This window comes from Lysobacter gummosus, from assembly GCF_001442805.1.
Classification (GTDB): domain Bacteria; phylum Pseudomonadota; class Gammaproteobacteria; order Xanthomonadales; family Xanthomonadaceae; genus Lysobacter; species Lysobacter gummosus.
Window position 1 is genome coordinate 1,663,696 of sequence record NZ_CP011131.1, and the last position, 22,481, is coordinate 1,686,176.

A 22,481-nucleotide genomic window follows, 5' to 3' on the forward strand; every position below is an offset into this window, starting at 1 on the left:
GGCCCCATGAACGTCCCGCACCCGACCGAGCCCGTGTTCCAACTGCATCGCGGCAGCGCGCCGCTGTTGATCAGCCTGCCGCACGACGGCTCGCTGATCCCGGAAGCGTTCAAGTCGCGCATGGTCGAATCGGCGCGGCGCGCGCCGGATACCGACTGGCACGTCTCGCGCCTGTACGCGTTCGCGCGCGAGCTGGGCGCCTCGATCCTGGTGCCGCGCCATTCGCGTTACGTGGTCGATCTCAATCGCCCGCCCGACGATGTCTCGCTGTATCCGGGCCAGAACACCACCGGCCTGTGCCCGGGCGTGCAGTTCAGCGGCGAGGCGGTCTATCTGGACGGCCAGGCGCCGGACGAAGCCGAAGTGGCGCAACGCGTGGAGCTGTACTGGCGCCCCTACCACGACACCCTGGTCGCCGAGCTCGACCGCATTCGCGGCGAACACGGCCGCGCGGTGTTGTGGGAAGGCCATTCCATCCGCGGCGAAGTGCCGTTCCTGTTCGACGGGGTGCTGCCGGATCTCAACCTGGGCACCGCCGCGGGCAAGAGCTGCCTGCCGGAACTGCAGGCGCGGCTGGAAGGCATCTTGTCGGCGCAGAACGATTACGACTGGATCGCCAACGGCCGCTTCAAGGGCGGCTACATCACCCGTCACTACGGCGATCCGGAAATCGGCGTGCAGGCGGTGCAGTTGGAGCTGAGCCAGCGCAACTACATGGACGAGGATTCCTTCGCCTACGACGTAGCCAAGGCCGCGCGCCTGCAACCGCTGCTGCAGGCGCTGCTGCGCGCCACCTTGCAAGCGCAGGACGCATGAGCCCCGCGCGGCCGGTGCCGCGACGCAAGTCGGCGTCGGCGTCGGCGTCGGCACAATCCACATCGGCCGATCGCGCCGCCGGCGACGCTGCGGCCAAGCCCGCGCCGGCCAGGCGCGCGGCGAAGCAAACATCCGCCGTCGATCCGGCGCCAATCACCCTGACCCAGGCGCGCGCGCTGCATCTGCACGCGCAAGGTCTGCTGACGCGGCCGCGCAAGCGCGCGACCCAGGCCGATGCGCTGGCGGCGATCGCGCGCATGCAGTTGCTGCAGATCGACACCATCCACGTCGTCGCGCGCAGTCCGTACCTGGTGCTGTTCTCGCGCCTGGGCTCGTATCCGGCGCGCTGGCTGGAAGAGCTGCTGGCGCAGCGCCGGATCTTCGAAGTGTGGGCGCACGAAGCCTGCTTCGCGCCGATGGACGATTACCTGCTGCACCGCAACGCCCTGCAACAGCGCGAGCATCATTGGGCGATCCGCAACGCCCAGCACCATCGCCAGACCAGCGCGGACAAGATCGATCGCCTGCTCGCGCACATCCGCAAGCTGGGCCCGGTCAAGTCCTCCGACTTCGAACGCGAGGCCTCCAGCGGCGGCGGCTGGTGGGGCTGGAAGGACGAAAAACGCTGGCTCGAAGCCGGCTTCGCCCTCGGCGAGCTGATGGTCGCGCGGCGCGAGAATTTCCATCGCGTCTACGACTTGTCCGAACGCGTGGCCGGCCTCGCCGTGCCCGGCTGGGACAACACCATGATCGACGCCGATACGGTGCGCAGCCAGACCATCCTCAAGTCGGTGCGCGCGCTGGGCATCGCCCAGGCGCGCTGGATCGCCGACTATTTCCGCACCCGGCCGCGTTTGCGCGATGCCGACCTGGACGCTTTCGTCGAACGCGGCGAGCTGAAGCGGGTGGCGGTGAAAGACTGGAACGCGCCGGGCTACGTGCATCCCGATCACGCCGAAGCTTTGTCGCAGGCCGCCGCCGGCCGCTTGCGCGCGAACCACGCGACCTTGCTGTCGCCGTTCGATCCGGTCGTGTGGGATCGCGAACGCGCCAGCGAATTCTTCGGCTTCGATTACACGCTGGAGTGCTACACGCCCGAGCCCAAGCGCCGCTACGGCTATTTCGTCCTGCCGATCCTGGTGCGCGGCCGCCTGGTCGGGCGCCTGGACGCGAAGGCGCATCGCGCCCGCGGCGAATTCGAGATCAAGGCGCTGTATCTGCAAGAGGGCGTCGATGCCGACGATGCATTGGCGGCGCAGATCGCCGGCGCGATCGACGACTGCGCGCGCTGGCACGAGACGCCCAAGGTGAAGCTGGCGCGCTGCCGGCCGGCGGCGTTCGCCAAATTGCTCAAGGCGGCCTTGGCGGCTCGGAAATAATTCGGCTCGACTCAGCGACTCGCGCTCGGCGCACGAGTGGGACTGGGTTGATGCATCGGCTCGTTCTGAGCAGGTGGCTTCGCAAGCGCCTCGCTGGTTTGAGCCAAGGGCGGAACCGGCTCGCGCAAATCGAATTTCGCCAGATAGCCCGGCGTTTTTCCCGCGATGAATACCTGGCCATCATGCACTACGGCACGATCGAGCTTGTCCGCACTGTCGATGCCCGCGACTTTCGCGGCGTATACGGCGTGCGCGACCTGAGCGTCGCTGACCTGCTCGGGGAGTTGGTCGCGCAAACGCGTGTACATGTCATGGAAGGGATGCCCGAGTTGATTGATGAGCGGATCTTCATCAACACTCCATGAGCTTGAGCCGCCTTTGGCGATATCGCCGGGCTTGATCGGTGAATTCGGAGCGGTGGGGTGCTTGGCCTCCAGTTCGCTCAGGCTATCGATCAACTCCTTCGGTGTTTCGAAAGCGCCGTACTCCGTCGCGTCTATTTTCTCGCCGGTAATCCGGCTTGTCACTTCGCTCGCCCAGGACGCGCAGGTGTTGGTGTAGCCCAAAGTCACGTTTTTCTGGATCTCCGCGTCCAGAGCCGTAACCTGCTCGGGCGTCAGGCTATAAAAGCGGCTTTCCGTCGCTTTGCGGCCGGCCTCCAGGCCTGTGCGGATGTCCGATCCCGAGCCGTTGCTCAATCCACGTCGTTCGATCATGCCGTGATCGTCCGGCCAAAGCCCGTAGTACTCGGTGTGTCCGTTACGTGTCACGGATATCCAAGCATGCCCATCGACGAACCGATCGAAACTGCCTTCCGTATTCGGGTCCGTCCAACTGTGTATCCCTAAAACGACTCTGTCGTCCATGGCTCGTTTCCTTACAAATGCACGACCTGTTCCTTGTCGGCGTGGATCACTACGACCTTCTCCCCGTGATAAGGCAAGTGAACCTCCGCCATGCCATCGTCAGAAAGTTTGGAGTGTTGAGACATGACGGTACATGTAGTGCGGATTCTGCAGCGGCCGATAACCACGCGCAGTATTCCTGCCTGCGCTTGGTAGTCCACGCCCGGCGAGAAGTACATGCTTTCCAGCGGCACTCGATACGTGAAAATCATTTGGTTGTCGCCGAGCTTGCTTGCCGAAACCGGTTGCACCGACGACTCGGAGTAGTGCGGTTTCATGTGGCCTCCAGCACAGGCGACGAGTGGGAGAGAAGCGATGAGAAGACCGACGAACCGCATCATTCGCATGGCGGACCTCGTTGTTGCGACAGTCGAGGAGTTTTATAGGTTGGCGGCAAGAATCGTGTCAACGCGACGACGATTGATTAAGTGCCTTGAGCGTGTCTTGAAATCACAGGGTTATCGAGCGGGTTTCAATAATGCGACCGCCGTCGTGATAGGGCCTGATGTTGAGTACGGCTTTCAGCTGTCGGATGAGGATTCGCCTCATCGGCCTGGATACTCATCGCCGCGCACCGGGGCGGCTGACCGCCGATCCTATGCCCGATCAGCGATCAGCATGTAAGCGGCCAGCAAGCCCAGCAACGGAATCATGTTCAAGACCAGCGCCGGCACCGCCAGCGAGCGGCGCTCGCCGCGGAACAAGGCGGTCATCGCCAGCAGACTGCCGAACAGCCAGCTGGCGGCGCTGTACATGATGGCCTTGCCGGTGCAGTGCAGGCTCCAGTTGCCGCACTGGTTTTCCGGGGTCAGGCCGAACACCACCAGCCACGCCAGCGCCGGCCCGAGCAGCAGCGCGAACCAGGCCAGCGCGCCGAACAGGCGGCCGGCGGAATCGGTCGCGGATTTGCGTCGGATGGTGTCGGTTTCAACGGCCATGGCCATGGTCCTCGCCGTGAGGTCGACCCGAGCAGTGCGGGGCGGAATTGCCGCGTCCTTTCATCTTGGTCTCCTGATCGCGGGGCGATGCCCGCACGATGCGGCATTAAGCCGCATGACTGCGTGATTATGCCGTCGAATGGCCGCCGATCGGATGAGTCGAAAAAGAAACGCCGCCCCTGCGGGCGGCGTTGTGTTGTTTCGAAGCCAGGCGAGCTTGCGGCGTTCGACTTCGCGGGACGGGTGCGGCGAACCGCGCGCCAGTCAGACTTCCAGCGTCGCCAGATCGCCCTTCGTCTCCAGCCAGTTCTTGCGATCGCTGGCGCGCTTCTTGGCCAGCAGCATGTCCATCAGCGAGTGCGTCTGCGCGTTGTCGTCGATGGTCAGCTGAACCAGGCGGCGGGTGTCGGGGTGGATGGTCGACTCGCGCAGCTGCGAGGCGTTCATCTCGCCCAGGCCCTTGAAGCGGGTGACGTTGACCGCGCCGCTCAGGCCCTTCTTTCGATCGCCTTTCTCGCGCTCGATCTTCTCCAGCAGGATGCGCTTTTCCTCTTCGTCCAGCGCATAGAACACGGTCTTGCCCACGTCCACGCGGAACAGCGGCGGCATCGCCACGAAGATGTGCCCGGCCGCGACCAGCGCCGGGAAATGGCGCAGGAACAAGGCGCTGAGCAAGGTCGCGATATGCAGGCCGTCGGAGTCGGCGTCGGCCAGGATCACCACCTTGCCGTAGCGCAGGCCGGCGATGTCTTCCTTGCCCGGATCGCAGCCGATCGCCACCGCCAGATCGTGCACTTCCTGCGAACCCAACACGCTGCCGGAAGCGACTTCCCAGGTGTTGAGGATCTTGCCGCGCAGCGGCAGGATCGCCTGGAAATCCTTGTCGCGGGCCTGGCGCGCGCTGCCGCCGGCCGAGTCGCCTTCCACCAGGAACAGCTCGGTGCGCGACAGATCCTGCGAGGAGCAGTCGGCGAGCTTGCCGGGCAGGGCCGGGCCCTGGGTGATCTTCTTGCGGGTGATCTGTTTTTCGGTCTTCAGGCGCGCGGCGGCGCGTTCGATCGCCAGTTGGGCGATCTTCTCGCCCAGTTCGGTGTGCTGGTTGAGCCACAGCGAGAACGCATCGTGCGCCGCGCCCTCGACAAAGCCGGCGGCCTGGCGCGAGGACAGGCGTTCCTTGGTCTGGCCGCTGAACTGCGGATCGGTCATCTTGACGCTGAGCACGAAGGCGACCCGGTCCCACACGTCTTCCGGCGCCAGCTTGACGCCGCGCGGCAGCAGGTTGCGGAAGTCGCAGAACTCGCGCAGCGCGTCGGTGAAGCCGGTGCGCAGGCCATTGACGTGGGTGCCGTGCTGGGCGGTCGGGATCAGGTTGACGTAGCTTTCCTGCGTCAACTCGCCGTCCGGCACCCAGGCCACGGCCCAGTCGGCGACTTCGTTTTCCTTCTTGAGCTGGCCGACGAACAGGTCCGGCGGCAGCAGCTCGCGCTGCGGTTGGCCTTCGCGCAGTTCGCTGGACAGATAGTCGCGCAGGCCGTCCTCGTAATACCACTCGCTGCGCTCGCCGCTGGCCTCGTCGAACAGCTTGACGTTGAGGCCGGGGCACAGCACCGCCTTGGCGCGCAGTACGTGCTTGATCGAGCGCAGGTTGAACTTGTTGGTATCGAAATACTTCGGGTCGGGCCAGAAGCGCACGCGGGTGCCGGTGTTCTTCTTGCCGACGCTGCCGACCACTTCCAAGGGCGTCGCGCGATCGCCGTTGTTGAAGGTCATGCGGTATTCGTTGCCGTCGCGCTTGATGTGCACTTCGACCAGCTTGGACAGCGCGTTGACCACGCTGACGCCGACGCCGTGCAGGCCGCCGGAGAAGGTGTAGTTCTTGTTGCTGAACTTACCGCCGGCGTGCAGGCGGGTCAGGATCAGCTCCACGCCGGGGACTTTTTCCTCCGGATGGATGTCCACCGGCATGCCGCGGCCGTCGTCGGAGACCTCGCAGCTGCCGTCGGCGTGCAAGGTCACCTCGATGCTGCGCGCGTGCCCGGCCAGGGCCTCGTCCACCGAGTTGTCGATGACTTCCTGGGCCAGGTGGTTCGGCCGGCTGGTGTCGGTGTACATGCCCGGGCGGCGTTTGACCGGGTCCAGTCCGGAGAGGACTTCAATGTCGGCGGCGTTATAGCGACTGCTCATTAACTGTTGGGCGTGGCCGTGGTGTTCGGAGCGGCGAGGATGAAGACGGCGGGCAGGGTGGTCAAGCCGGGCGTGGTTAAAACCGGGTGAACGGTCGAGCGAGAAGCTTGGCGGATCGAGGTCTCGCGGGGTGAGACGGGTTCGCGGCGGTCCGCGGCCGGGGCCGGTCGGGCGGGTTTCGGGGGAGGGGCGGGCAAGGATTGGCCGCGGCTGCGCGAATCGGTCTGCGCGGCGACCGGTGGGGCCGATTGAACCGGCGTTGGCGCAACCCCATATTCTGGTTCGATCCAGCGGCGGTCGCGCCGTTCCGGCAGTCGTTCAGGTCCGAGCGAGGGTGCCGGGGCTAGGGTTCGCGGCGTCGCAGTACCGACGCGGCGCGCCACCCGCGACGCCGGACGCCACCGATGCCAGCCATGGCCGCTCGATGCCGGCTCCCACACGTTTCAGGAGGTCAAGTCATGAAGATCCGCAAGCTGCTGCTCCCCGCCGTCATCGCCGCCGCCCTGACCGTGCTGATCGCGCCCGCCGCGTTCGCCCAGCAGGACCCGCAGGCCGACAAGAAGGCCGAAGACGCTAAGAAGGCCGAGGACGCGAAGAAAGCCGAAGCCAAGAAGAAGGCCGATGCCGAGAAGAAGAAGTCCGGCGACCGCGGCGTCGAGCCCGAGGAAGAAGGCGACAAGTAATCGCGCGACCGCATAAGCGGCCCCGCGCAGGAAAACGCCCCGGCTCGCCGGGGCGTTTTTCGTTGCGGCCCACGGCGAGCGGCGCAGTGGCGCGGCCTAGCGCGGCCTGCGTGGGCGTTTCGCCCGGCCCCGGTAGCCGGCGGCGAAACCGTGGGTAGCGTTATCGGCTACCTCGCACGTGGCGCCGGGCGTTTGCGCATGCCGCTGTCGCAGGCGGCCTAGGATCGCTTGAAGCGGCGCGCGAGCGCTCGATCGGGGCGAAGCCCAGGGAGTGGCGGATGAAGCGATTGCTGTTGAATCTGGTGCGGGTCGCAGCCGGCCTGTGCCTGCAAGTGCTCGGCTTGTGGGTTTCATTGGGCATTGCGCCCTTCAATGATGAAGCTCCCGGCCCGTTTTCGCTGCTGGCCTTCATCGCCGTCATGGCGGCAAGCGGGGTCGTCTCAGGCCTGGTGGCGCGCCGGTACTTGCTGATGCCGGCATTGTTGTTGTTCTGGTTTGCGTGGATGACGTTCATCGGCCTGGAACTGTGGTCCCAGACGTCGCCCGCCGACGCGACTTACGTGGACGGATTGGTCGAACACTGGTCGATGATCATCGCGTCCAGCGTCGCATTGGCCGCGGGCATCGAGCTGGGCTACTTTGGCGCCAGGCGGCTGTGGCCGGTCGCGGCGGCCACAGCCTGAGCAATCGCGCCGATCAGGAGAATGCAGCGATGGCCGTACGCATCGTCAGACTGGGAACCCCACGCGCGCAAGGCGAAGGCACCCGCATCGGCACCGTGCGGCGGCCGCCGCGCGGGGTGCCCAAGAGCGAATTCGCTACGCGCGATTGGTACGACGTGTGGTTTCCGAACCTCGCGCCCAGCCTGGAAATCATGAAACAGGCCCAGGCCGCACAGACGCCGGCGCAGTGGAACGCGTTCGTGCGCAAGTACAAGGCGGAGATGGCCGCGCCCGACGCCAGCCACGCGATCGAATTGCTGGCGACGTTGTCGCATCACAGCGACTTTTCGCTCGGCTGCTATTGCGAGGACGAATCGCATTGCCATCGATCGATCTTGCGCGAGTTGCTTACGGCGCGCGGCGCCGATCTGGCTTGAGTCGGGCGGTCGATATCGAATGAGAAGCCAGATCCGCTTCGTGATGAACGCCGAGGACGAGCATGCGTTCGCCGCGCAGATATTGTCCGATCCAGGCATGGCATTGATCGACGGACCGCGCTGGTCTTCGCCCGAACCGGTCGCGCATCGCGCGCTGAAGACGCTGACCGACTACTACTGTATCGTCTGGCCGCGGTCGCAGATCGCCACCTTGAGCGCCCGGCCGCTCGACGACGGCCAGTGGTACTACGACTCGGAGGCGCAGACCCTGCAATGGCTGCGTTCGCGCTCGCTGCCAGGGCTGCTGACCGAAGGGCGGCTGGCGATCGGCTCTTCGCCGGAACTGGCGGGCGCGGCGCAGCTGGAGCAGCGTTACCGGGCGTGGTCGCGCTGGCTCAAGGCGGGTTATCGCAATCGCCAGTTGCGCTGGCAGAACCCGGCCCTGCCTATGCTGCCGGCCGCTCCCGGGCGTTCGGCCAATCCCGGCGAGCCCGATCCGCAGGTATGGGTCGGCCCGGGAGCATTGGACTGGCTGCGGGCGGATCGCCGCCGCCGGGTCAAGGCGTTTCCCGCGGCCGCCGTCGAAGCGCTGCTGGTCGAATGAGCCGCCGTTGCGGCGGGCGGTCTGCGCCGGTTGCCGCCGGGCTCGGCCAAATCCGCGCAAAGCCGCGCAAAGCCGCATGGCTGAAGGCTTTGCCGCGCCCTAAGGGCTTCCGCGTCGCTGTCAAGCAGTCGCGGCTTCACGTCCAAGCCTGTAAACTGCGGCTTTCCAGCGGCAGCAAAATCCATGACTCCCCTGATTTTCGTCACCGGCGGCGTGGTGTCCTCCTTGGGTAAGGGCATCGCAGCGGCCTCGTTGGCGGCCATCCTCGAAGCGCGCGGCCTGCGCGTGACGATGATGAAGCTCGACCCCTACATCAACGTGGACCCGGGCACCATGAGCCCGTTCCAGCACGGCGAGGTCTACGTCACCGACGACGGCGCCGAGACCGACCTGGATCTGGGTCACTACGAGCGCTATCTGCGCACGCGGCTGAGCCGCAAGAACTCGATCACCACCGGCCGCATCTACGAAAACGTGATCCGCAAGGAACGCCGCGGCGATTACCTCGGCGGCACCGTGCAGGTGATCCCGCACATCACCGACGAGATCAAGCGCTGCATCGTGGAAGCCACCGAAGGCTTCGACGTGGCCCTGGTCGAGGTCGGCGGCACGGTCGGCGACATCGAGTCGCTGCCGTTCCTGGAGGCGATCCGCCAACTGCGCACCGAGCGCGGCCCCGAGCACGCCTTGTTCATGCACCTCACCCTGGTGCCGTTCATCGCCGCGGCCGGCGAGCTCAAGACCAAGCCGACCCAACATTCGGTGAAGGAACTGCGCTCCATCGGTATCCAACCCGATGTGCTGCTGTGCCGCAGCGAACAGCCGCTTCCCGACAGCGACCGCCGCAAGATCGCCTTGTTCACCAACGTCCCGGAAAAAGCGGTCATTTCCGCGGTCGATCTGGACAATATCTACAAGCTGCCGCAGTGGTTCCACGAGCAGGGCCTGGACGCCATCGTCCTCGACCGCCTGCGCCTGCAGCCCGGTCCGGCCAATCTGGTGGAGTGGAACGAAGTCGTCGATGCTTCCGAGCATCCGGTCGATGAAGTCACCATCGCCGTGGTCGGCAAGTACATCGACCATCAGGACGCGTACAAGTCGCTGTCCGAAGCGCTCAAGCACGGCGGCCTGCGCCAGCGCACCAAGGTCAAGCTGAAGTGGCTCGAATCCAGCGAGATCGAGCGCGACGGCGTGGAATCGCTCAAGGGCGTGGACGGCATCCTGGTGCCGGGCGGCTTCGGCGATCGCGGCTTCGAAGGCAAGGTCGCCACCGCCCGCTATGCGCGCGAAAACAACATCCCGTACTTCGGCATCTGCTACGGCATGCAGGCGGCGGTGGTCGATTACGCGCGCCATGTGGTCGGCCTGGAAAACGCCAACAGCAGCGAGAACGACAAGCACAGCCCGCACCCGGTGATCGGCCTGATCACCGAATGGCGCACCGCCACCGGCGAAGTCGAGCGTCGCAACGAAGCCAGCGACCTGGGCGGCACCATGCGCCTGGGCCTGCAGGATCAGCGCATCAAGCCCGGCACCCTGGCGCGCGAGTTGTACGGCAAGGAGGTGGTCGGCGAACGTCACCGCCACCGCTACGAGTTCAACAACCGCTACCGCACCCAGCTGGAAGACGCGGGCCTGGTGATCGCGGCCAAGTCGATGGACGACCTGCTGGTCGAGATGATCGAACTGCCGCGCAGCCAGCACCCGTGGTACCTGGCCTGCCAGGCGCATCCGGAATTCCTGTCCACGCCGCGCGACGGCCACCCGTTGTTTATCGGCTTCGTGCGCGCCGCGCGCGAGGCCAGGGCCGGCGGCAAGCTGTTGCGCGAGGTCAAGGCTTGAATCCAGCTCCGCCCGTTGCGGCGGAGTCCGCGCAGGCCGTCCCCGAAGTGGGGCGGTCCGCGCGTAACGATGCGCGCGGCGCCGGCAAGCGGCCGACGGTCGCCGCGTCTTGCGGCAACGTTCGATGAGCGCCGCCGCGCTTGCGCTCGAGCCCGGCCGCATCCATGTGATGGCGATACCCCGCGCAGGCTCGGCCGCGCACTCATGAACCTAGGAAGCAAGCGATGAAACTCTGCGGCTTTGACGTCGGTCTCGACCAGCCTTTCTTCCTGATCGCCGGCCCCTGCGTGATCGAGTCGATGCAATTGCAGCTCGACGTCGCCGGCCAGCTCAAGGAAATCACTTCCTCGCTCGGCATTCCCTTCATCTTCAAGTCCAGCTTCGACAAGGCCAACCGCACCTCGGCGACGAGCTTCCGCGGCCCGGGCGTGGAAGAGGGGCTCAAGGTGCTGGCCGAGGTCAAGCGCCAGATCGGCGTGCCGGTGCTGACCGACGTGCACGAGTACACCCCGCTGGGCGAAGTCGCCTCGGTGGTGGACGTGCTGCAGACGCCGGCGTTCCTGTGCCGGCAGACCGATTTCATCCAGAACGTGGCGCGCGCCGGCAAGCCTGTGAACATCAAGAAGGGCCAGTTCCTTTCGCCCTGGGAGATGAAGCACGTCACCGCCAAGGCCCAGGCCGTCGGCAACCAGCAGATCATGGCCTGCGAGCGCGGCGCCAGCTTCGGCTACAACAATCTGGTCAGCGACATGCGCTCGCTGTCGGTGATGCGCGACACCGGCTGTCCGGTGGTGTTCGACGCGACCCACTCGGTGCAACTGCCCGGCGGCATGGACGGCAAGTCCGGCGGCCAGCGCGAGTTCGTGCCGGTGCTGGCGCGCGCGGCGATCGCGGTCGGCGTCTCGGGCGTGTTCATGGAAACCCATCCGCGCCCCGAGGAAGCCCTGTCCGACGGCCCCAACGCGGTGCCGCTGCCGAAGATGCGCGGCCTGCTCGAGACCCTGGTCGAGCTGGACCGGATCACGAAGAAGAACGGGTTCCTGGAACAGGATTTCTGATGCCGGCCGCAGCGCGGTCCGTTCTAGCAGTTTCGCCCGCGGCGCCGATCCGGCTGGCCGCGGGCCCGCTTTCCCCCGACGTCCCATCGCCACCGACCGGCGCCGCAGTTTCGCGCGGCCCGCGCCCGGCGCGGCCGCTTCTCGGCTATCGTTCGTCCCGACCCTTTCCCCACTGAACCCGACCGCCCTCACATGAGCACGATCACCCATATCCACGCCCGCGAAATCCTCGACAGCCGAGGCAACCCGACCCTGGAAGCCGAGGTCACCCTGGCCGACGGCAGCTTTGGCCGCGCGCTGGTCCCCTCCGGCGCCTCCACCGGCAGCAAGGAAGCCGTGGAACTGCGCGACGGCGACAAGACCCGCTACCTCGGCAAGGGCGTGCGCAAGGCGGTGGAGAACGTCAACACCACCATCGCCCAGGCCGTGAAGGGCCTGGACGCGACCGATCAGGCCGGCCTGGACCGTCGCATGGTCGATCTGGACGGCACCGAGAACAAAGGCCGCCTGGGCGCCAACGCGCTGCTCGGGGTTTCGCTGGCCAACGCCCATGCGGTGGCCGCCTCGAAGAAGCTGCCGCTGTGGAAGTACCTGGCCGGCGACCGCCAGGCCGTGCTGCCGGTGCCGATGATGAACATCATCAACGGCGGCGCGCATGCCGATAACAATGTCGATCTGCAGGAATTCATGATCCTGCCGGTCGGCGTGCCGAACTTCGCCGAGGCGCTGCGCGCCGGCGCCGAGGTGTTCCACGCGCTGAAGTCGGTGCTCAAGGGCCGCGGCCTGAGCACGGCGGTCGGCGACGAAGGCGGCTTCGCGCCGGACCTTCGCAGCAACGAAGAAGCGCTGGAAACGATCCTGGAAGCGATCGGCAAGGCCGGCTACAAGGCCGGCGAAGACATCCTGCTGGGCCTGGACGTGGCCTCCACCGAGTTCTTCGATAACGGCAAGTACCACCTGGTCGGCGAAGGCAAGCGCCTGACCAGCGAGCAGTTCGTCGATTTCCTCGCCAATTGGGCCGCGCAGTACCCGATCGTCACCATCGAAGACGGCATGGCCGAAGACGATTGGAACGGCTGGAAGCTGCTGACCGACAAGATCGGCAACAAGGTGCAGCTGGTGGGCGACGATCTGTTCGTGACCAACCCGAAGATCTTCGCCGAAGGCATCGACAAGAACGTGGCCAACGCGATCCTGATCAAGGTCAACCAGATCGGCACCCTGACCGAAACCCTGGAAGCCATCGCCATGGCCGATCGCGCCAAGTACGCGGCGGTGATCTCGCATCGCTCGGGCGAAACCGAGGACACCACCATCGCCGACCTCTCGGTCGCCACCACCGCGACCCAGATCAAGACCGGCTCGCTGTGCCGCAGCGATCGCGTGGCCAAGTACAACCAGTTGCTGCGCATCGAAGAAGCGCTCGGCGCGGCGGCCAGGTACGCCGGCCGCGACGCGTTCGTCTCGCTGCGTCGCTGAGTCCGGCCCGAACGCAATGGCTTCGATGTCGAGCAAGCGCTGGCTGATCGTGCTGGCACTGGCGTTGCTGGCGCTGCTCGCTTTCCTGCAATACCGCCTGTGGTGGGCCGGCGGCGGCAGCGGCGGCAGCGTCGCCGCGCTGCAGGCCCAGGTCGATGGCCAGACCCGTGAAAACCAGGGCTTGCAACAGCGCAACGACGCCCTGGCCGCGGAAGTGGAAGACCTCAAGTCCGGCGAAGCGGCGGTGGAGGAGCGCGCGCGCAGCGAGCTGGGCATGATCAAGCCCGGCGAGACCTTCTACCGCGTGGTCGAAGCCAAGCCGCAGCAACCCGGCCCGAACGCCGCCGCCGCGGTCAGCGCGGTGCAGAACGGCGCCGTGCAGGACGATCCGGCCGACAACGACGGCGCCAGCCTGGAAGAACAGGTGGACGAGCCGCCGACCGAAATACCGCCGCAAACGCCGGAGCCGCAACCCATGCCGGCGCCGGTGCACGAGCGGCCGGGGCATTGAGGCGGGCGATGGGCGCGAATCATCGTCGCCACGGATGCCTGCGATGATCTGGGCCGTGCTTCCCGCCGCCGGACGCGGCCAACGCTTCGGCGGCGACACGCCGAAGCAATATCTGCACGCCGCTGGCAAACCCTTGATCGAACATGCGCTGAGCGCCTTGCTGAGGCATCCGCGCGTGGCCGGCGCGATGGTCGCGCTGTCGGCCGACGATACCTCGTGGCCGGGCTGGACGCAGTTGCACGGCAAGCCGGTGCTGCGTTGCGTGGGCGGCGGCGAACGCGCCGATTCGGTGCTCGCCGCCTTGCGCGCGCTGCCGGCCGAACTCGACGGCGACACGCTGGTGCTGGTGCACGACGCCGCGCGTCCCAATCTGCGCGGCGAAGACATCGAGCGATTGATCCTAGCCGCCGAAGCCGGCGACCAGGGCGCGATCCTCGGCGCGCCGCTGCGCGACACCCTCAAGCGCGCCGGCGAAGGCCGCATCCTGGCCACCGAACCGCGCGGCGGCCTGTGGCGCGCGTTCACGCCGCAGGCCTTCCGCCGCGCCGCCCTGACCGCGGCGCTGGCCGATGCCGCCGCCGCCGGCGTCGTCGTCACCGACGAAGCCTCGGCGATGGAACGCGCCGGTTTCCGCCCGCGTCTGGTCGAAGGCCGCGAGGACAATCTGAAAGTCACCACGCCGGCGGATCTGGCGTTGGCGCAGTTTCTGCTGCAATCAGACCGTGAATGAACCGTTGGGCAGCGTCAGCGAGCTGCCGCCGCGGCTTCTTTTGTGGGAGGCAGCTTTAGCCCCGATGCTTTGCGTTCCGACGCGGCAAGCCTGATCGAAAGGCATCGGGGCCAAAGCTCCCTCCCGCAAGAAAAGCCCGCTTTCGCGGCAATGAGGGGCAAAATAGATCCATGAATCGGCGAGCGTTCGGTTTCGATCCGGACAGCTCTTCACTGGACTGGGTAGATAAGCCGATTCGCCCGTATCCGATTTCAATTCGATTTTCTATCCAATTCCTGAGGCAACTATCCCCATGCGCATCGGCCAAGGTTACGACGTGCACGCCTTCGGCGAGGGCGACCACATCATGCTCGGCGGTGTGCGCGTGCCGCACGATCGCGGCGTGCTCGCGCATTCCGACGGCGACGTGGCGCTGCACGCGCTGTGCGATGCGATGCTCGGCGCGCTCGCGCTGGGCGACATCGGCAAGCATTTCCCGCCCAGCGACGAACGCTGGCGCGGCGCCGACAGCCGCCAGTTCCTGCGCCATTGCAACGCCTTGATCGGCGAGCGCGGTTACAAGCTCGGCAATGCCGATGTCACCGTGATCTGCGAGCGGCCCAAGGTCGGCCCGCATGCGCAGGCCATGCGCGAGGCGATCGCGGCCGATCTGGGCGTGCCGGCCGATGCGATCAGCATCAAGGCCACCACCACCGAGCAACTGGGTTTCACCGGCCGCGGCGAAGGCATCGCGGCGATGGCCGTGTGCCTGTTGGTCCGCGCATGAGCCAGGTTCACGACGATCCGGCCGCGGACACCGGCCTGCCGCACGCGCACGGCGAAGCCGCGCTGCGCGCGCGCATCCGCAGCGCGCCGGAGGATTTCCGCGTCGAGGAACTGCCCGGTTTCGAAGCCAGCGGCAGCGGCGAGCACCTGCTGCTGACCGTCGAAAAACGCGGCATGAACACCGCCTTCGCCGCCAAGCGCCTGGCGCAGTGGGCCGGCATCGGCGAGGTCGGCATCGGCTACGCCGGGCTCAAGGATCGCCACGCGGTCACCGTGCAGCGTTTCAGCGTGCATCTGCCCAAGCGCGTCGCGCCGGATCTGGCCGCGCTGGAAAGCGATGAGATGCACGTGCTCGAACACCAATGGCATGCGAAGAAATTGCCGCGCGGCGCGTTGGCGGGCAATCGCTTCGTGCTGCGCTTGCGCGAGGTGGAAGGCGAGCGCGCGGCGATCGATGCGCGCCTGACCCGTATCGCCGAATGCGGCGTGCCGAATTATTTCGGCGAACAGCGCTTCGGCCGCGACGGCGACAACGTCGCCAACGCGCTGGCGATGTTCGCCGGCCGGCGCATGCGCCGTGAGCAGCGCAGCCTGCTGTTGTCGGCGGCGCGTTCGGAATTGTTCAACCGCGTGCTGGCCGCGCGCGTGCGCGACGGCAGTTGGGACGGATTGCGCGAGGGCGCGCCGTTGTCCGGCGAGGTCTGGTCGCTGGCCGGCAGCCGTAGCGTGTTCGGGCCGGAACCGTGGAGCGATGCGCTGGCCGCGCGTCTGGCCGGGTTCGACATCCATCCCAGCGGGCCGTTGTGGGGCCGCGGCGAGTTGCGCAGTCTCGATGCGGTGCGCGCGCTGGAGCTGGAGGCGATGGCCGGCGATCAGGCCGCGGCCTTGCGCGCCGGATTGGAAGCGGCCGGCATGGATCAGGAGCGGCGCGCGTTGCGTCTGCGTCCGGACGGGTTGAGCTGGCAGTGGCTCGACGACGGCGCGCTGGAAGTCGCCTTCGTGCTGCCGGCCGGCGCTTACGCCACGGTGGTACTGGCGGAGCTGGGGCAGATCGGCGGCGCGCGTTAGTTCGGTGGATTGAATCGCGGCTGGCGCACGCGCCGCGATGGCTCGATGGGTTTTGTGGAGGGGGCTTCAGCCCCGGTGCTTTGCTCTCAGATCGCCGCTTGCAGCCCAGACCTGGCCTGAAAGAAAAGCATCGGGGCTGAAGCCCCTCCCACAAAAGACCTCCGAGCTACGCAGTCGGGCTGCGCATTCGCCGCCAAGCAAGTTCGCATCGCGACGGTCGATCGACTGCGCGATGTCCTGAAAACATCTATTCAGCCCGCGACACGCCGCATTCGGACGCCGGAAACGACCGCTTGTCGGATGGTATCGGACGGCACTGGTTCACGGTTTCCGCCGGCGTATAAGCCGAGTTAACAGCGGGCAGGGGCCTGCTGCCGCCCGGCGCCCAGCGCGACCGGGTTTCACGCGTCAGGGAGCCAGCGTCATGAACGCATTGTCGCGTACCGTCGTCCTGTCGTTATCCATCCTGGGCCTGGCCGCTTGCGCCGGCACCCAGAGCAAATCCACCTACGTCGAACCGAGCATGTCCAATCACCAGATCGCCGGCATGAGCCGCGACGACCGTTATGTCTCCGCGGTCGAGCGTCTGGCGCGAAAGCGCGGGATCGAGGTGATGTGGGTCAACCCGCCGGATCGGCGCAAGCTGATCAGCGAGGCGACGCCGCAATAATCGGCCGACACTGGCGCCGGCGATCGCGCTGGCGCCGGTATTGGCAACGGTTCAACGCCGCCGCTGCGATTTGGCCAGCAACACCAGCACCGCTCCGGTGCCGCCTTGCGCAGGCGGCGCGGAGTGGAAGGCGAGGATGTCCGCGCGCTGCCGCAGCATCCGATCGACCAGATTTTTCAACACCGGCGCGCCGCGGCTGTCGAGGTAATCGTTGACGCCGTTGCGGCCCTTGCCGTGGATGATCCGCACGCAACCCAGCCCGTGTTCGCGCGCGTCGTTGAGAAACGCGCGCAGCAAGGCTTCGGCCTCGCGCACCGGGCTGCCGTGCAGATCCAGTTCCTCTTGCGCGGACATCTCGCCGCGACGCAGCCGGGCGAACACTTTCGGCGGCAGTTCGTCGCGGCGATAGCTCAGCGCGTCGCCGGCTTCCAGCAGGCTTTGGTCGAGGGCGTGGCGGAATTCGTCGCGCGCCAGCGCTTCGTCGCGTTCGGCCATGCGCGGCAACGGCCGCGGCTTGGGCGCGGCCGGCGGCGGCGCGGCGTCGGGCAGGCGGCGCACCTCGCCGATCGCGGCGCGGAACAGGGCCGCGTCGTCGTCGCCGTCGGTGTCTTCGTCGGGGCGGTCGGGCAGGGGCGTCATCGGCACAGGATAATCGCCGCGCGGCGCATGCGCGGCGGGCATCGCCGGAATCGCGCGCCGGCGTCGTGGCGCCCGCGAATAAAAGCCCCGGCCCTTCCATGGGAACTGCGACCCGTCGGTATCGGGCCCGCACCGGGGAAACAGGTGATAGGTACGGTGCTCCGCCGCGAAGTCCCCTCGCGCCGTGCGTCGCGCATGCATCGGCGGGCGCCGTGTGAGTGAAGTGGACCACGCGCGGCGGCCGGCGCGAGGCGGCGACTGTCAAAACTGACAGGCCGGGCGGGGCGGCCGGGCGGACGGAATCGCGGCCGCGATCGGCGCGCGGCGAGGCGGCGAACGCGCGAGGAATCGGGCACGGCGGCGGATCGAGGGCCGCGTTGGGCGGTGTCGCGGGCCGCGAGCGAATCGGCCGATTATGTAAAGTCGCCGCGCGTCCTCGCGGCGCGGATGCGGGGTTCGACCCTCGCCATCCCCGCCGACGCGAACCTCAGCGCCCCGCGCGCCTCACAGCACGATCAAGCCCATCGCCACCGCGCGCGCGCAGGCCGCGCGCCGGCCCTTGACGCCCAGCTTGCGCGAGACCTGCTGCAGATGAAAATTCACCGTGCGCTCGCTGATGCGCAGGATCATCGAGATTTCCCACGAGGTCTTGCCGATCGCCGACCAGCGCAGCACCTCGCATTCGCGCGCGCTCAGTCGCGGCGCGCCGACCGGGCGGCGCAGCAGCCGATCCATCGCCGCGTGCATGCAGCTGACGAAATACACCGACTCGCCCAGCACCGGCAGAAGTTCGCGCGGATCCAGCCGCGACTGCAGGGTGAAGGTGGTGAACGCCCATTGCGTGCCCGGCGACCAGCTCGGCACGGTGATGCCGCCGTGCAGACCGAATTCGCCGGCCTGCAGCAAGGTCTTGCGCGTGCGCAGCGCCAGCGCGATGCGCGGCGCTTCGTAACTGGTGTGGCCGCGCGAATTCCACGCCACCGCCGGAAAGCCTTCGCGCGACAGCACGATGCGCGGATCGGTCTGCTCCGAATGCGGCGTGGCCAGGCGCGGATAGGTCTTCGACCAATCGCTGTCGAAATCCTCGAAAAACACGAAGTCGCCGCCGTCGCCGAGCGGCTCGCGCAGCTTGGTCGCGTAACCGTGATGCTGGAACCCGGCCGCCCGCGTATAGGCGGTGGCGGCCGCTTTGACTTCCTCCAGCGTGCCGGCGCGCATCACCCGATCGATATGATCCCAATACTCCATGCCGTACCTGTATACCTGCGTCCCGGCGGGCCGTGGACATCATACGCCGGCCCGCCGCGGGCCGCGGCGCGGGAAGGCGGCCGCCCTATCGGGTATCATTCGGGCTCTGATTGCCAGCCTTTTTCTCAGCGGAGCCTCATGCGCGTATTGGTCAGCAACGACGACGGCGTCGACGCGCCCGGCATCGGTATCCTCGCCCAGGGGCTGCGCGAGGCCGGTCACGAAGTGCTGGTGGTCGCTCCCGATCGCGATCGTTCCGGGGCGAGCAATTCGCTGACGCTGGACATGCCGGTGCGGGTGCATCAGCTCGACGAGCGCACCTGGCGCGTCTACGGCACGCCGACCGACTGCGTGCACGTGGCCCTGGCCGGCATGCTGAAGCTGGAACCGGACATTGTGGTGTCCGGGATCAACAACACCGCCAACATGGGCGACGACGTCATCTATTCGGGCACCGTCGCCGCGGCGATGGAAGGCCGCTTCCTGGGCCTGCCGGCGGTGGCGATGTCGCTGGCTACCGCCGATCACCACGGCCACCACTACGAAACCGCCGCGCGCGCCGCGGTCGAGATCATCGCCCGCCTGCGTACCGACCCGCTGCCGGCCGACACCATCCTCAACGTCAACGTGCCCGATCTGCCCTGGTCGCAGGTCGCCGGTTTCGAAGTCACCCGCCTGGGCAACCGCCATCGCGCCGAGGCCTGCATCGAGCAGAAAGACCCGCGCGGCCGCCAGTGGTGGTGGATCGGGCCGGCCGGCGCCGAGGCCGACGCCGGCCCGGGCACGGATTTCCAGGCCGTGCGTACCGGCAATATCTCGATCACCCCGATCCACGTCGATCTGACCCGTTATCAGGCGTTGGAACAGGTCGCCAGTTGGGTCGGCGGCCTGGCCGCGGCGCTGGACACGACGGCGGCCGATGCCTCGGCGGAGCGCGGCGCATGATCCAGCGCATGCGTCTGCAGCCCGAAGCCATCGGCAGCGGCCTGACCTCGCAGCGCGTGCGCGACCGCCTGGTCGAGCGCCTGCGCGAGGCCGGCATCCGCGACGAGCGCGTGCTCAACGCCATCCGCACCGTGCCGCGCCATCTGTTCGTCGATGAAGCCCTGGCGATGCGCGCCTACGAAGACACCGCGCTGCCGATCGGCCACGGCCAGACCATTTCCCAGCCGTGGGTGGTGGCGAAGATGACCGAGGCGCTGTTCGAGGACGGCGTGCCGGCCAAGGTGCTGGAGATCGGCACCGGCTCGGGTTATCAGGCCGCGATCCTGGCCGCGCTGGGCCTGGAAGTGCACACGGTCGAACGCATCGGCGAACTGCTGCGCACCGCGCGCAAACGCTTCCGCCAGCTCGGCCTGAACGTGCGCAGCAAGCACGACGACGGCCGCATCGGCTGGCCCGAGAACGGCCCGTTCGATGCGATCATCGTCACCGCCGCCGCGCCGGCGCTGGTCGATGCGCTCACCGATCAGCTCGCCGTCAATGGCACCTTGATCGCGCCGGTCGGCGCATCGTCCTCGCAGTCGCTGCTCAAGCTGCGCAAGGACGCCGACGGCAACATCGTCCAGCACACGCTCGCGCCGGTGGTCTTCGTGCCGCTGCTGTCGGGCATGATCGACTGACCCCCCGCAGCCGACAGGAATTCCCCCTTTGAAGATTTTCGGCCCGCTCTACGAGCGCACCATCACCTGGGCCCGGCACCGGCACGCGCCGGCGTACCTGACCGGCCTGAGCTTCATCGAGGCGATCATCTTCCCGGTGATGCCCGAGGTGATGCTGGCGCCGATGTCGGTGGCGCAGCCGCGGCGCGCGTTCTGGTTCGCCACCTTGAGCCTGATCGGATCGATGGCCGGCGCGCTGGTGGGCTATGCGCTGGGCCACTACGCCTTCGAAGCGCTCAAGCCGATGTTCGCCGCGTTGGGCATGCTGCCGGCGATCGAGTCGGGCATCGCCACCGTGCAGGCCAAGATGGTCGAGTCGCCGTGGGCGGTATTCGCGTTCCTGGTGCTCGGCGGCTTCATGCCGATTCCGATGAAGGTGTTCACCTGGGCGTCGGGCATCGTCGGCGTGCCTATGCTGCAATACATCCCGAGCATGTTGATCGGCCGCGGCAAGCGCGTGTATCTGCTGGCGCTGGCGATCCGCATCGGCGGCGAACGCGCCGAGCAGGCGCTGCGGCGCTACATCGAGCCGATCGGCTGGATCGCCACCGCGCTGGTGGTGGCCGCGGTCGCCTGGTTGGTCTGGCGTTCACAGCACTGAGCCGGGTCTGACGCCACACTGGCGCAAGCGGCAACACCCCACCGGCGCACCACCGGACACAACGCGCGCGAGCAGCGGCGCGGCAAGAGGACAGGCATGAGCAAGACGACCCGAACCCCGACCTTGGCGATGGCTTCCTGTGTATTGGCCTCGCTCGTCCTGATCGGTTGTTCGAGCACGGTCGTCCGCGAGCCCAGCCGCGGCGGCGGACGCCCCAGCGCCTCGCGCCCGAGCGGCTCGCGTCCGGCGCCGCCGCCGGCGTCGCGACCGAAGTACGGCGCCACCGTCACCGTCCAGCGCGGCGAAGGCCTGTACCGCATCGCCACCAACAACGGCATCCAGCTGGCCGACCTCGCCGCCTGGAACAACCTGTCGCCGCCTTACAACCTGTATCCCGGCCAGCGCCTGCGCCTGTATCCGCAAAGCGGCGGCCGGCCTTCGTCGGGTTCGGTCAGCGCCGGTTCCTCGGTCGCCGGCGGCACCACCGCGCCGCGTCCCAGCACGCCGCCGCCGGCTCCAACCGCGTCGGTCGACAGCGGCATCCGCTGGCGCTGGCCGTCCGACGGCCCGCTGCTGGGCCGTTACCTCGCTAACGAACCGACCAAGCAGGGCATCGACATCGGCGGCGCCAGCGGCGCCCCGGTGCGCGCGGCCGCCGACGGCGTGGTCGTCTATTCGGGCACCGGCCTGGTCGGCTACGGCGAGCTGATCATCGTCAAGCACAACGAACAATGGCTGTCGGCCTACGGCCACAACCGCAAGCGGCTGGTCAACGAAGGCCAGCTGGTCAAGGCCGGCGACCAGATCGCCGAGATGGGCCGCAGCGGTGCGGCGCGCGACATGCTGCACTTCGAAGTGCGCTACAACGCCAAGCCGGTCGATCCGATGTTGTATCTGCCGGCGAAATAATCGCCCCGCGCACCGTCTGAAGGATCAGCATGCCTGAAATCCAGGCCGAGCCGCCGCCGGGCTCGCCCGATGACGGCGACGATCTTCGATGGGACGGCATCGAAGCCACGCCAGGGCAGACCCAGACCCGGCCGCTCGATGCGCGCGATCGCGAGGTGTTGGTCTGCATGCGATCGGGCGCCAGCGGAATCATCGGTTTCGTGGGCGCGATGGCTCTGATCATCGCGATCGTATTGGGGGTGACCGGGATCTACAGCCTGGACATTCGCGTGATAGCGGCCATCGTTTTTGGCGTTGTCTGCGTCCTGGCCGCACCGGCCTTCTTGATGTCGAAAGAGGACGCCAGGCTGCGCTCGGATCTGGATGCCGGCATCAAACTGATCGTATCCGGCCGCATCGACCGCATGGGTTCCGAAGAGGGCGACGGCCCCGGTTTCGTTACCGTGCTGAGCGACGAAACTCCACCGCGGAAGCTCGAGTTTTTCGTGGAAAAGCGTTTGTACCAGTTGGTCAGGCCGGAAGACATCGTGCGTATCGCCTACGTTCCGCTCAGCAAGACGATCCTTCAGCTGATACCAGGCATTGCAGTTACTCCCGGCGCCCGGACCCGACGAAGGGCGGAGCCAGTACGTCGGCGTGAGGGGCGCGGCAGCGCGCGTCCGGGCCGGGCGGCGCGTTAGGATGGAACCTGT

General features: G+C 67.3%; 24 protein-coding genes and 1 pseudogene. 19 read left to right on the plus strand and 6 right to left on the minus strand.

Annotation, left to right across the window (positions count from 1 at the left end):
• The first annotated feature begins 6 nt into the window (after positions 1 to 6).
• Together hutG and LG3211_RS06820 are read left to right on the plus strand one after the other, a co-directional pair.
• Positions 7 to 816: an N-formylglutamate deformylase gene (gene hutG / locus LG3211_RS06815; protein WP_057942166.1), complete on the plus strand. Its 810-nt coding sequence runs from the start codon at positions 7 to 9 to the stop codon at positions 814 to 816.
• On the plus strand, positions 813 to 2,195 hold the full coding sequence (locus tag LG3211_RS06820; RefSeq protein ID WP_083512360.1) for a winged helix-turn-helix domain-containing protein: 1,383 nt from the start codon (positions 813 to 815) through the stop codon (positions 2,193 to 2,195). The genes hutG and LG3211_RS06820 overlap by 4 nt, the downstream gene beginning before the upstream one ends.
• Before the next feature lie 11 nt (positions 2,196 to 2,206).
• Here LG3211_RS06820 and LG3211_RS06825 read toward each other — a convergent pair whose 3' ends face one another.
• The 4 genes from LG3211_RS06825 to parE all read right to left on the minus strand — a co-directional run bounded on the left by LG3211_RS06825 (position 2,207) and on the right by parE (position 6,222).
• Entirely contained in the window at positions 2,207 to 3,061 is an 855-nt protein-coding gene (locus tag LG3211_RS06825) for a hypothetical protein (RefSeq protein WP_057942167.1), read from the minus strand.
• A gap of 11 nt (positions 3,062 to 3,072) precedes the next feature.
• The gene (locus tag LG3211_RS06830; RefSeq protein ID WP_057942168.1) at positions 3,073 to 3,378 is read right to left on the minus strand and encodes a hypothetical protein; all 306 of its coding nucleotides are present in this window, start codon (positions 3,376 to 3,378) and stop codon (positions 3,073 to 3,075) included.
• Positions 3,379 to 3,696: 318 nt separating this feature from the next.
• The gene (locus LG3211_RS06835) at positions 3,697 to 4,044 is read right to left on the minus strand and encodes a hypothetical protein (RefSeq protein ID WP_148648781.1); all 348 of its coding nucleotides are present in this window, start codon (positions 4,042 to 4,044) and stop codon (positions 3,697 to 3,699) included.
• Positions 4,045 to 4,302: 258 nt separating this feature from the next.
• Complete coding sequence (gene parE, locus LG3211_RS06840; protein ID WP_057942170.1) at positions 4,303 to 6,222, minus strand: DNA topoisomerase IV subunit B; 1,920 nt, start codon at positions 6,220 to 6,222, stop codon at positions 4,303 to 4,305.
• A gap of 458 nt (positions 6,223 to 6,680) precedes the next feature.
• Here parE and LG3211_RS26290 point away from each other — a divergent pair, with 458 nt between their 5' ends.
• The 12 genes and pseudogenes from LG3211_RS26290 to LG3211_RS06900 all read left to right on the plus strand — a co-directional run bounded on the left by LG3211_RS26290 (position 6,681) and on the right by LG3211_RS06900 (position 16,731).
• Positions 6,681 to 6,905: a hypothetical protein gene (locus tag LG3211_RS26290; RefSeq protein ID WP_057942171.1), complete on the plus strand. Its 225-nt coding sequence runs from the start codon at positions 6,681 to 6,683 to the stop codon at positions 6,903 to 6,905.
• Positions 6,906 to 7,183: 278 nt separating this feature from the next.
• Positions 7,184 to 7,588, plus strand: a complete 405-nt coding sequence (locus LG3211_RS06850) for a hypothetical protein (protein WP_057942172.1) — start codon at positions 7,184 to 7,186, stop codon at positions 7,586 to 7,588.
• A 29-nt stretch (positions 7,589 to 7,617) separates the two neighbouring features.
• Positions 7,618 to 8,004 (plus strand): DUF488 domain-containing protein, encoded by a 387-nt coding sequence (locus LG3211_RS06855; RefSeq protein ID WP_057945329.1) that lies wholly within the window; start codon positions 7,618 to 7,620, stop codon positions 8,002 to 8,004.
• 19 nt (positions 8,005 to 8,023) lie between these two features.
• Positions 8,024 to 8,608 carry a hypothetical protein gene (locus tag LG3211_RS06860; RefSeq protein WP_057942173.1) on the plus strand — a complete coding sequence of 195 codons (585 nt, stop codon included), beginning with the start codon at positions 8,024 to 8,026 and terminating at the stop codon, positions 8,606 to 8,608.
• Between the two features lie 183 nt (positions 8,609 to 8,791).
• Positions 8,792 to 10,450, plus strand: a complete 1,659-nt coding sequence (gene pyrG, locus LG3211_RS06865) for a CTP synthase (RefSeq protein WP_057942174.1) — start codon at positions 8,792 to 8,794, stop codon at positions 10,448 to 10,450.
• 224 nt (positions 10,451 to 10,674) lie between these two features.
• Positions 10,675 to 11,508 (plus strand): 3-deoxy-8-phosphooctulonate synthase, encoded by an 834-nt coding sequence (kdsA, locus tag LG3211_RS06870; protein WP_057942175.1) that lies wholly within the window; start codon positions 10,675 to 10,677, stop codon positions 11,506 to 11,508.
• A 192-nt stretch (positions 11,509 to 11,700) separates the two neighbouring features.
• Positions 11,701 to 12,987, plus strand: coding sequence for a phosphopyruvate hydratase (eno, locus tag LG3211_RS06875; RefSeq protein WP_057942176.1), 1,287 nt, complete (start codon positions 11,701 to 11,703; stop codon positions 12,985 to 12,987).
• Between the two features lie 25 nt (positions 12,988 to 13,012).
• Positions 13,013 to 13,390 (plus strand): annotated as a pseudogene (gene ftsB / locus LG3211_RS27010) (cell division protein FtsB); the annotation flags it as partial.
• 142 nt (positions 13,391 to 13,532) lie between these two features.
• On the plus strand, positions 13,533 to 14,228 hold the full coding sequence (gene ispD, locus LG3211_RS06885; RefSeq protein ID WP_057942177.1) for a 2-C-methyl-D-erythritol 4-phosphate cytidylyltransferase: 696 nt from the start codon (positions 13,533 to 13,535) through the stop codon (positions 14,226 to 14,228).
• Between the two features lie 292 nt (positions 14,229 to 14,520).
• Positions 14,521 to 14,994, plus strand: coding sequence for a 2-C-methyl-D-erythritol 2,4-cyclodiphosphate synthase (gene ispF / locus LG3211_RS06890; protein WP_057942178.1), 474 nt, complete (start codon positions 14,521 to 14,523; stop codon positions 14,992 to 14,994).
• Positions 14,991 to 16,061 (plus strand): tRNA pseudouridine(13) synthase TruD, encoded by a 1,071-nt coding sequence (gene truD / locus LG3211_RS06895; protein ID WP_057942179.1) that lies wholly within the window; start codon positions 14,991 to 14,993, stop codon positions 16,059 to 16,061. Before ispF ends, truD begins: the two co-directional genes overlap by 4 nt.
• Before the next feature lie 424 nt (positions 16,062 to 16,485).
• Positions 16,486 to 16,731 carry a hypothetical protein gene (locus LG3211_RS06900; protein WP_057942180.1) on the plus strand — a complete coding sequence of 82 codons (246 nt, stop codon included), beginning with the start codon at positions 16,486 to 16,488 and terminating at the stop codon, positions 16,729 to 16,731.
• A 51-nt stretch (positions 16,732 to 16,782) separates the two neighbouring features.
• On the opposite strand, the gene LG3211_RS06905 is transcribed toward LG3211_RS06900, so the two are convergent.
• Positions 16,783 to 17,370 carry a Smr/MutS family protein gene (locus LG3211_RS06905; RefSeq protein ID WP_057945330.1) on the minus strand — a complete coding sequence of 196 codons (588 nt, stop codon included), beginning with the start codon at positions 17,368 to 17,370 and terminating at the stop codon, positions 16,783 to 16,785.
• A 504-nt stretch (positions 17,371 to 17,874) separates the two neighbouring features.
• Entirely contained in the window at positions 17,875 to 18,618 is a 744-nt protein-coding gene (locus LG3211_RS27245; protein WP_057942181.1) for a helix-turn-helix transcriptional regulator, read from the minus strand.
• Between the two features lie 138 nt (positions 18,619 to 18,756).
• Here LG3211_RS27245 and surE point away from each other — a divergent pair, with 138 nt between their 5' ends.
• From surE to LG3211_RS06935, 5 genes are all read left to right on the plus strand, one after another.
• Positions 18,757 to 19,563 carry a 5'/3'-nucleotidase SurE gene (gene surE, locus LG3211_RS06915; protein WP_057942182.1) on the plus strand — a complete coding sequence of 269 codons (807 nt, stop codon included), beginning with the start codon at positions 18,757 to 18,759 and terminating at the stop codon, positions 19,561 to 19,563.
• On the plus strand, positions 19,560 to 20,240 hold the full coding sequence (locus LG3211_RS06920; RefSeq protein ID WP_057942183.1) for a protein-L-isoaspartate(D-aspartate) O-methyltransferase: 681 nt from the start codon (positions 19,560 to 19,562) through the stop codon (positions 20,238 to 20,240). The genes surE and LG3211_RS06920 overlap by 4 nt, the downstream gene beginning before the upstream one ends.
• Before the next feature lie 28 nt (positions 20,241 to 20,268).
• A complete protein-coding gene (locus LG3211_RS06925; RefSeq protein WP_057942184.1) occupies positions 20,269 to 20,880 on the plus strand; it encodes a YqaA family protein in 612 nt (203 codons plus the stop codon).
• 96 nt (positions 20,881 to 20,976) lie between these two features.
• On the plus strand, positions 20,977 to 21,789 hold the full coding sequence (locus LG3211_RS06930; protein ID WP_057942185.1) for a peptidoglycan DD-metalloendopeptidase family protein: 813 nt from the start codon (positions 20,977 to 20,979) through the stop codon (positions 21,787 to 21,789).
• 29 nt (positions 21,790 to 21,818) lie between these two features.
• Positions 21,819 to 22,469: a hypothetical protein gene (locus LG3211_RS06935; protein ID WP_057942186.1), complete on the plus strand. Its 651-nt coding sequence runs from the start codon at positions 21,819 to 21,821 to the stop codon at positions 22,467 to 22,469.
• Positions 22,470 to 22,481 lie beyond the last annotated feature (12 nt).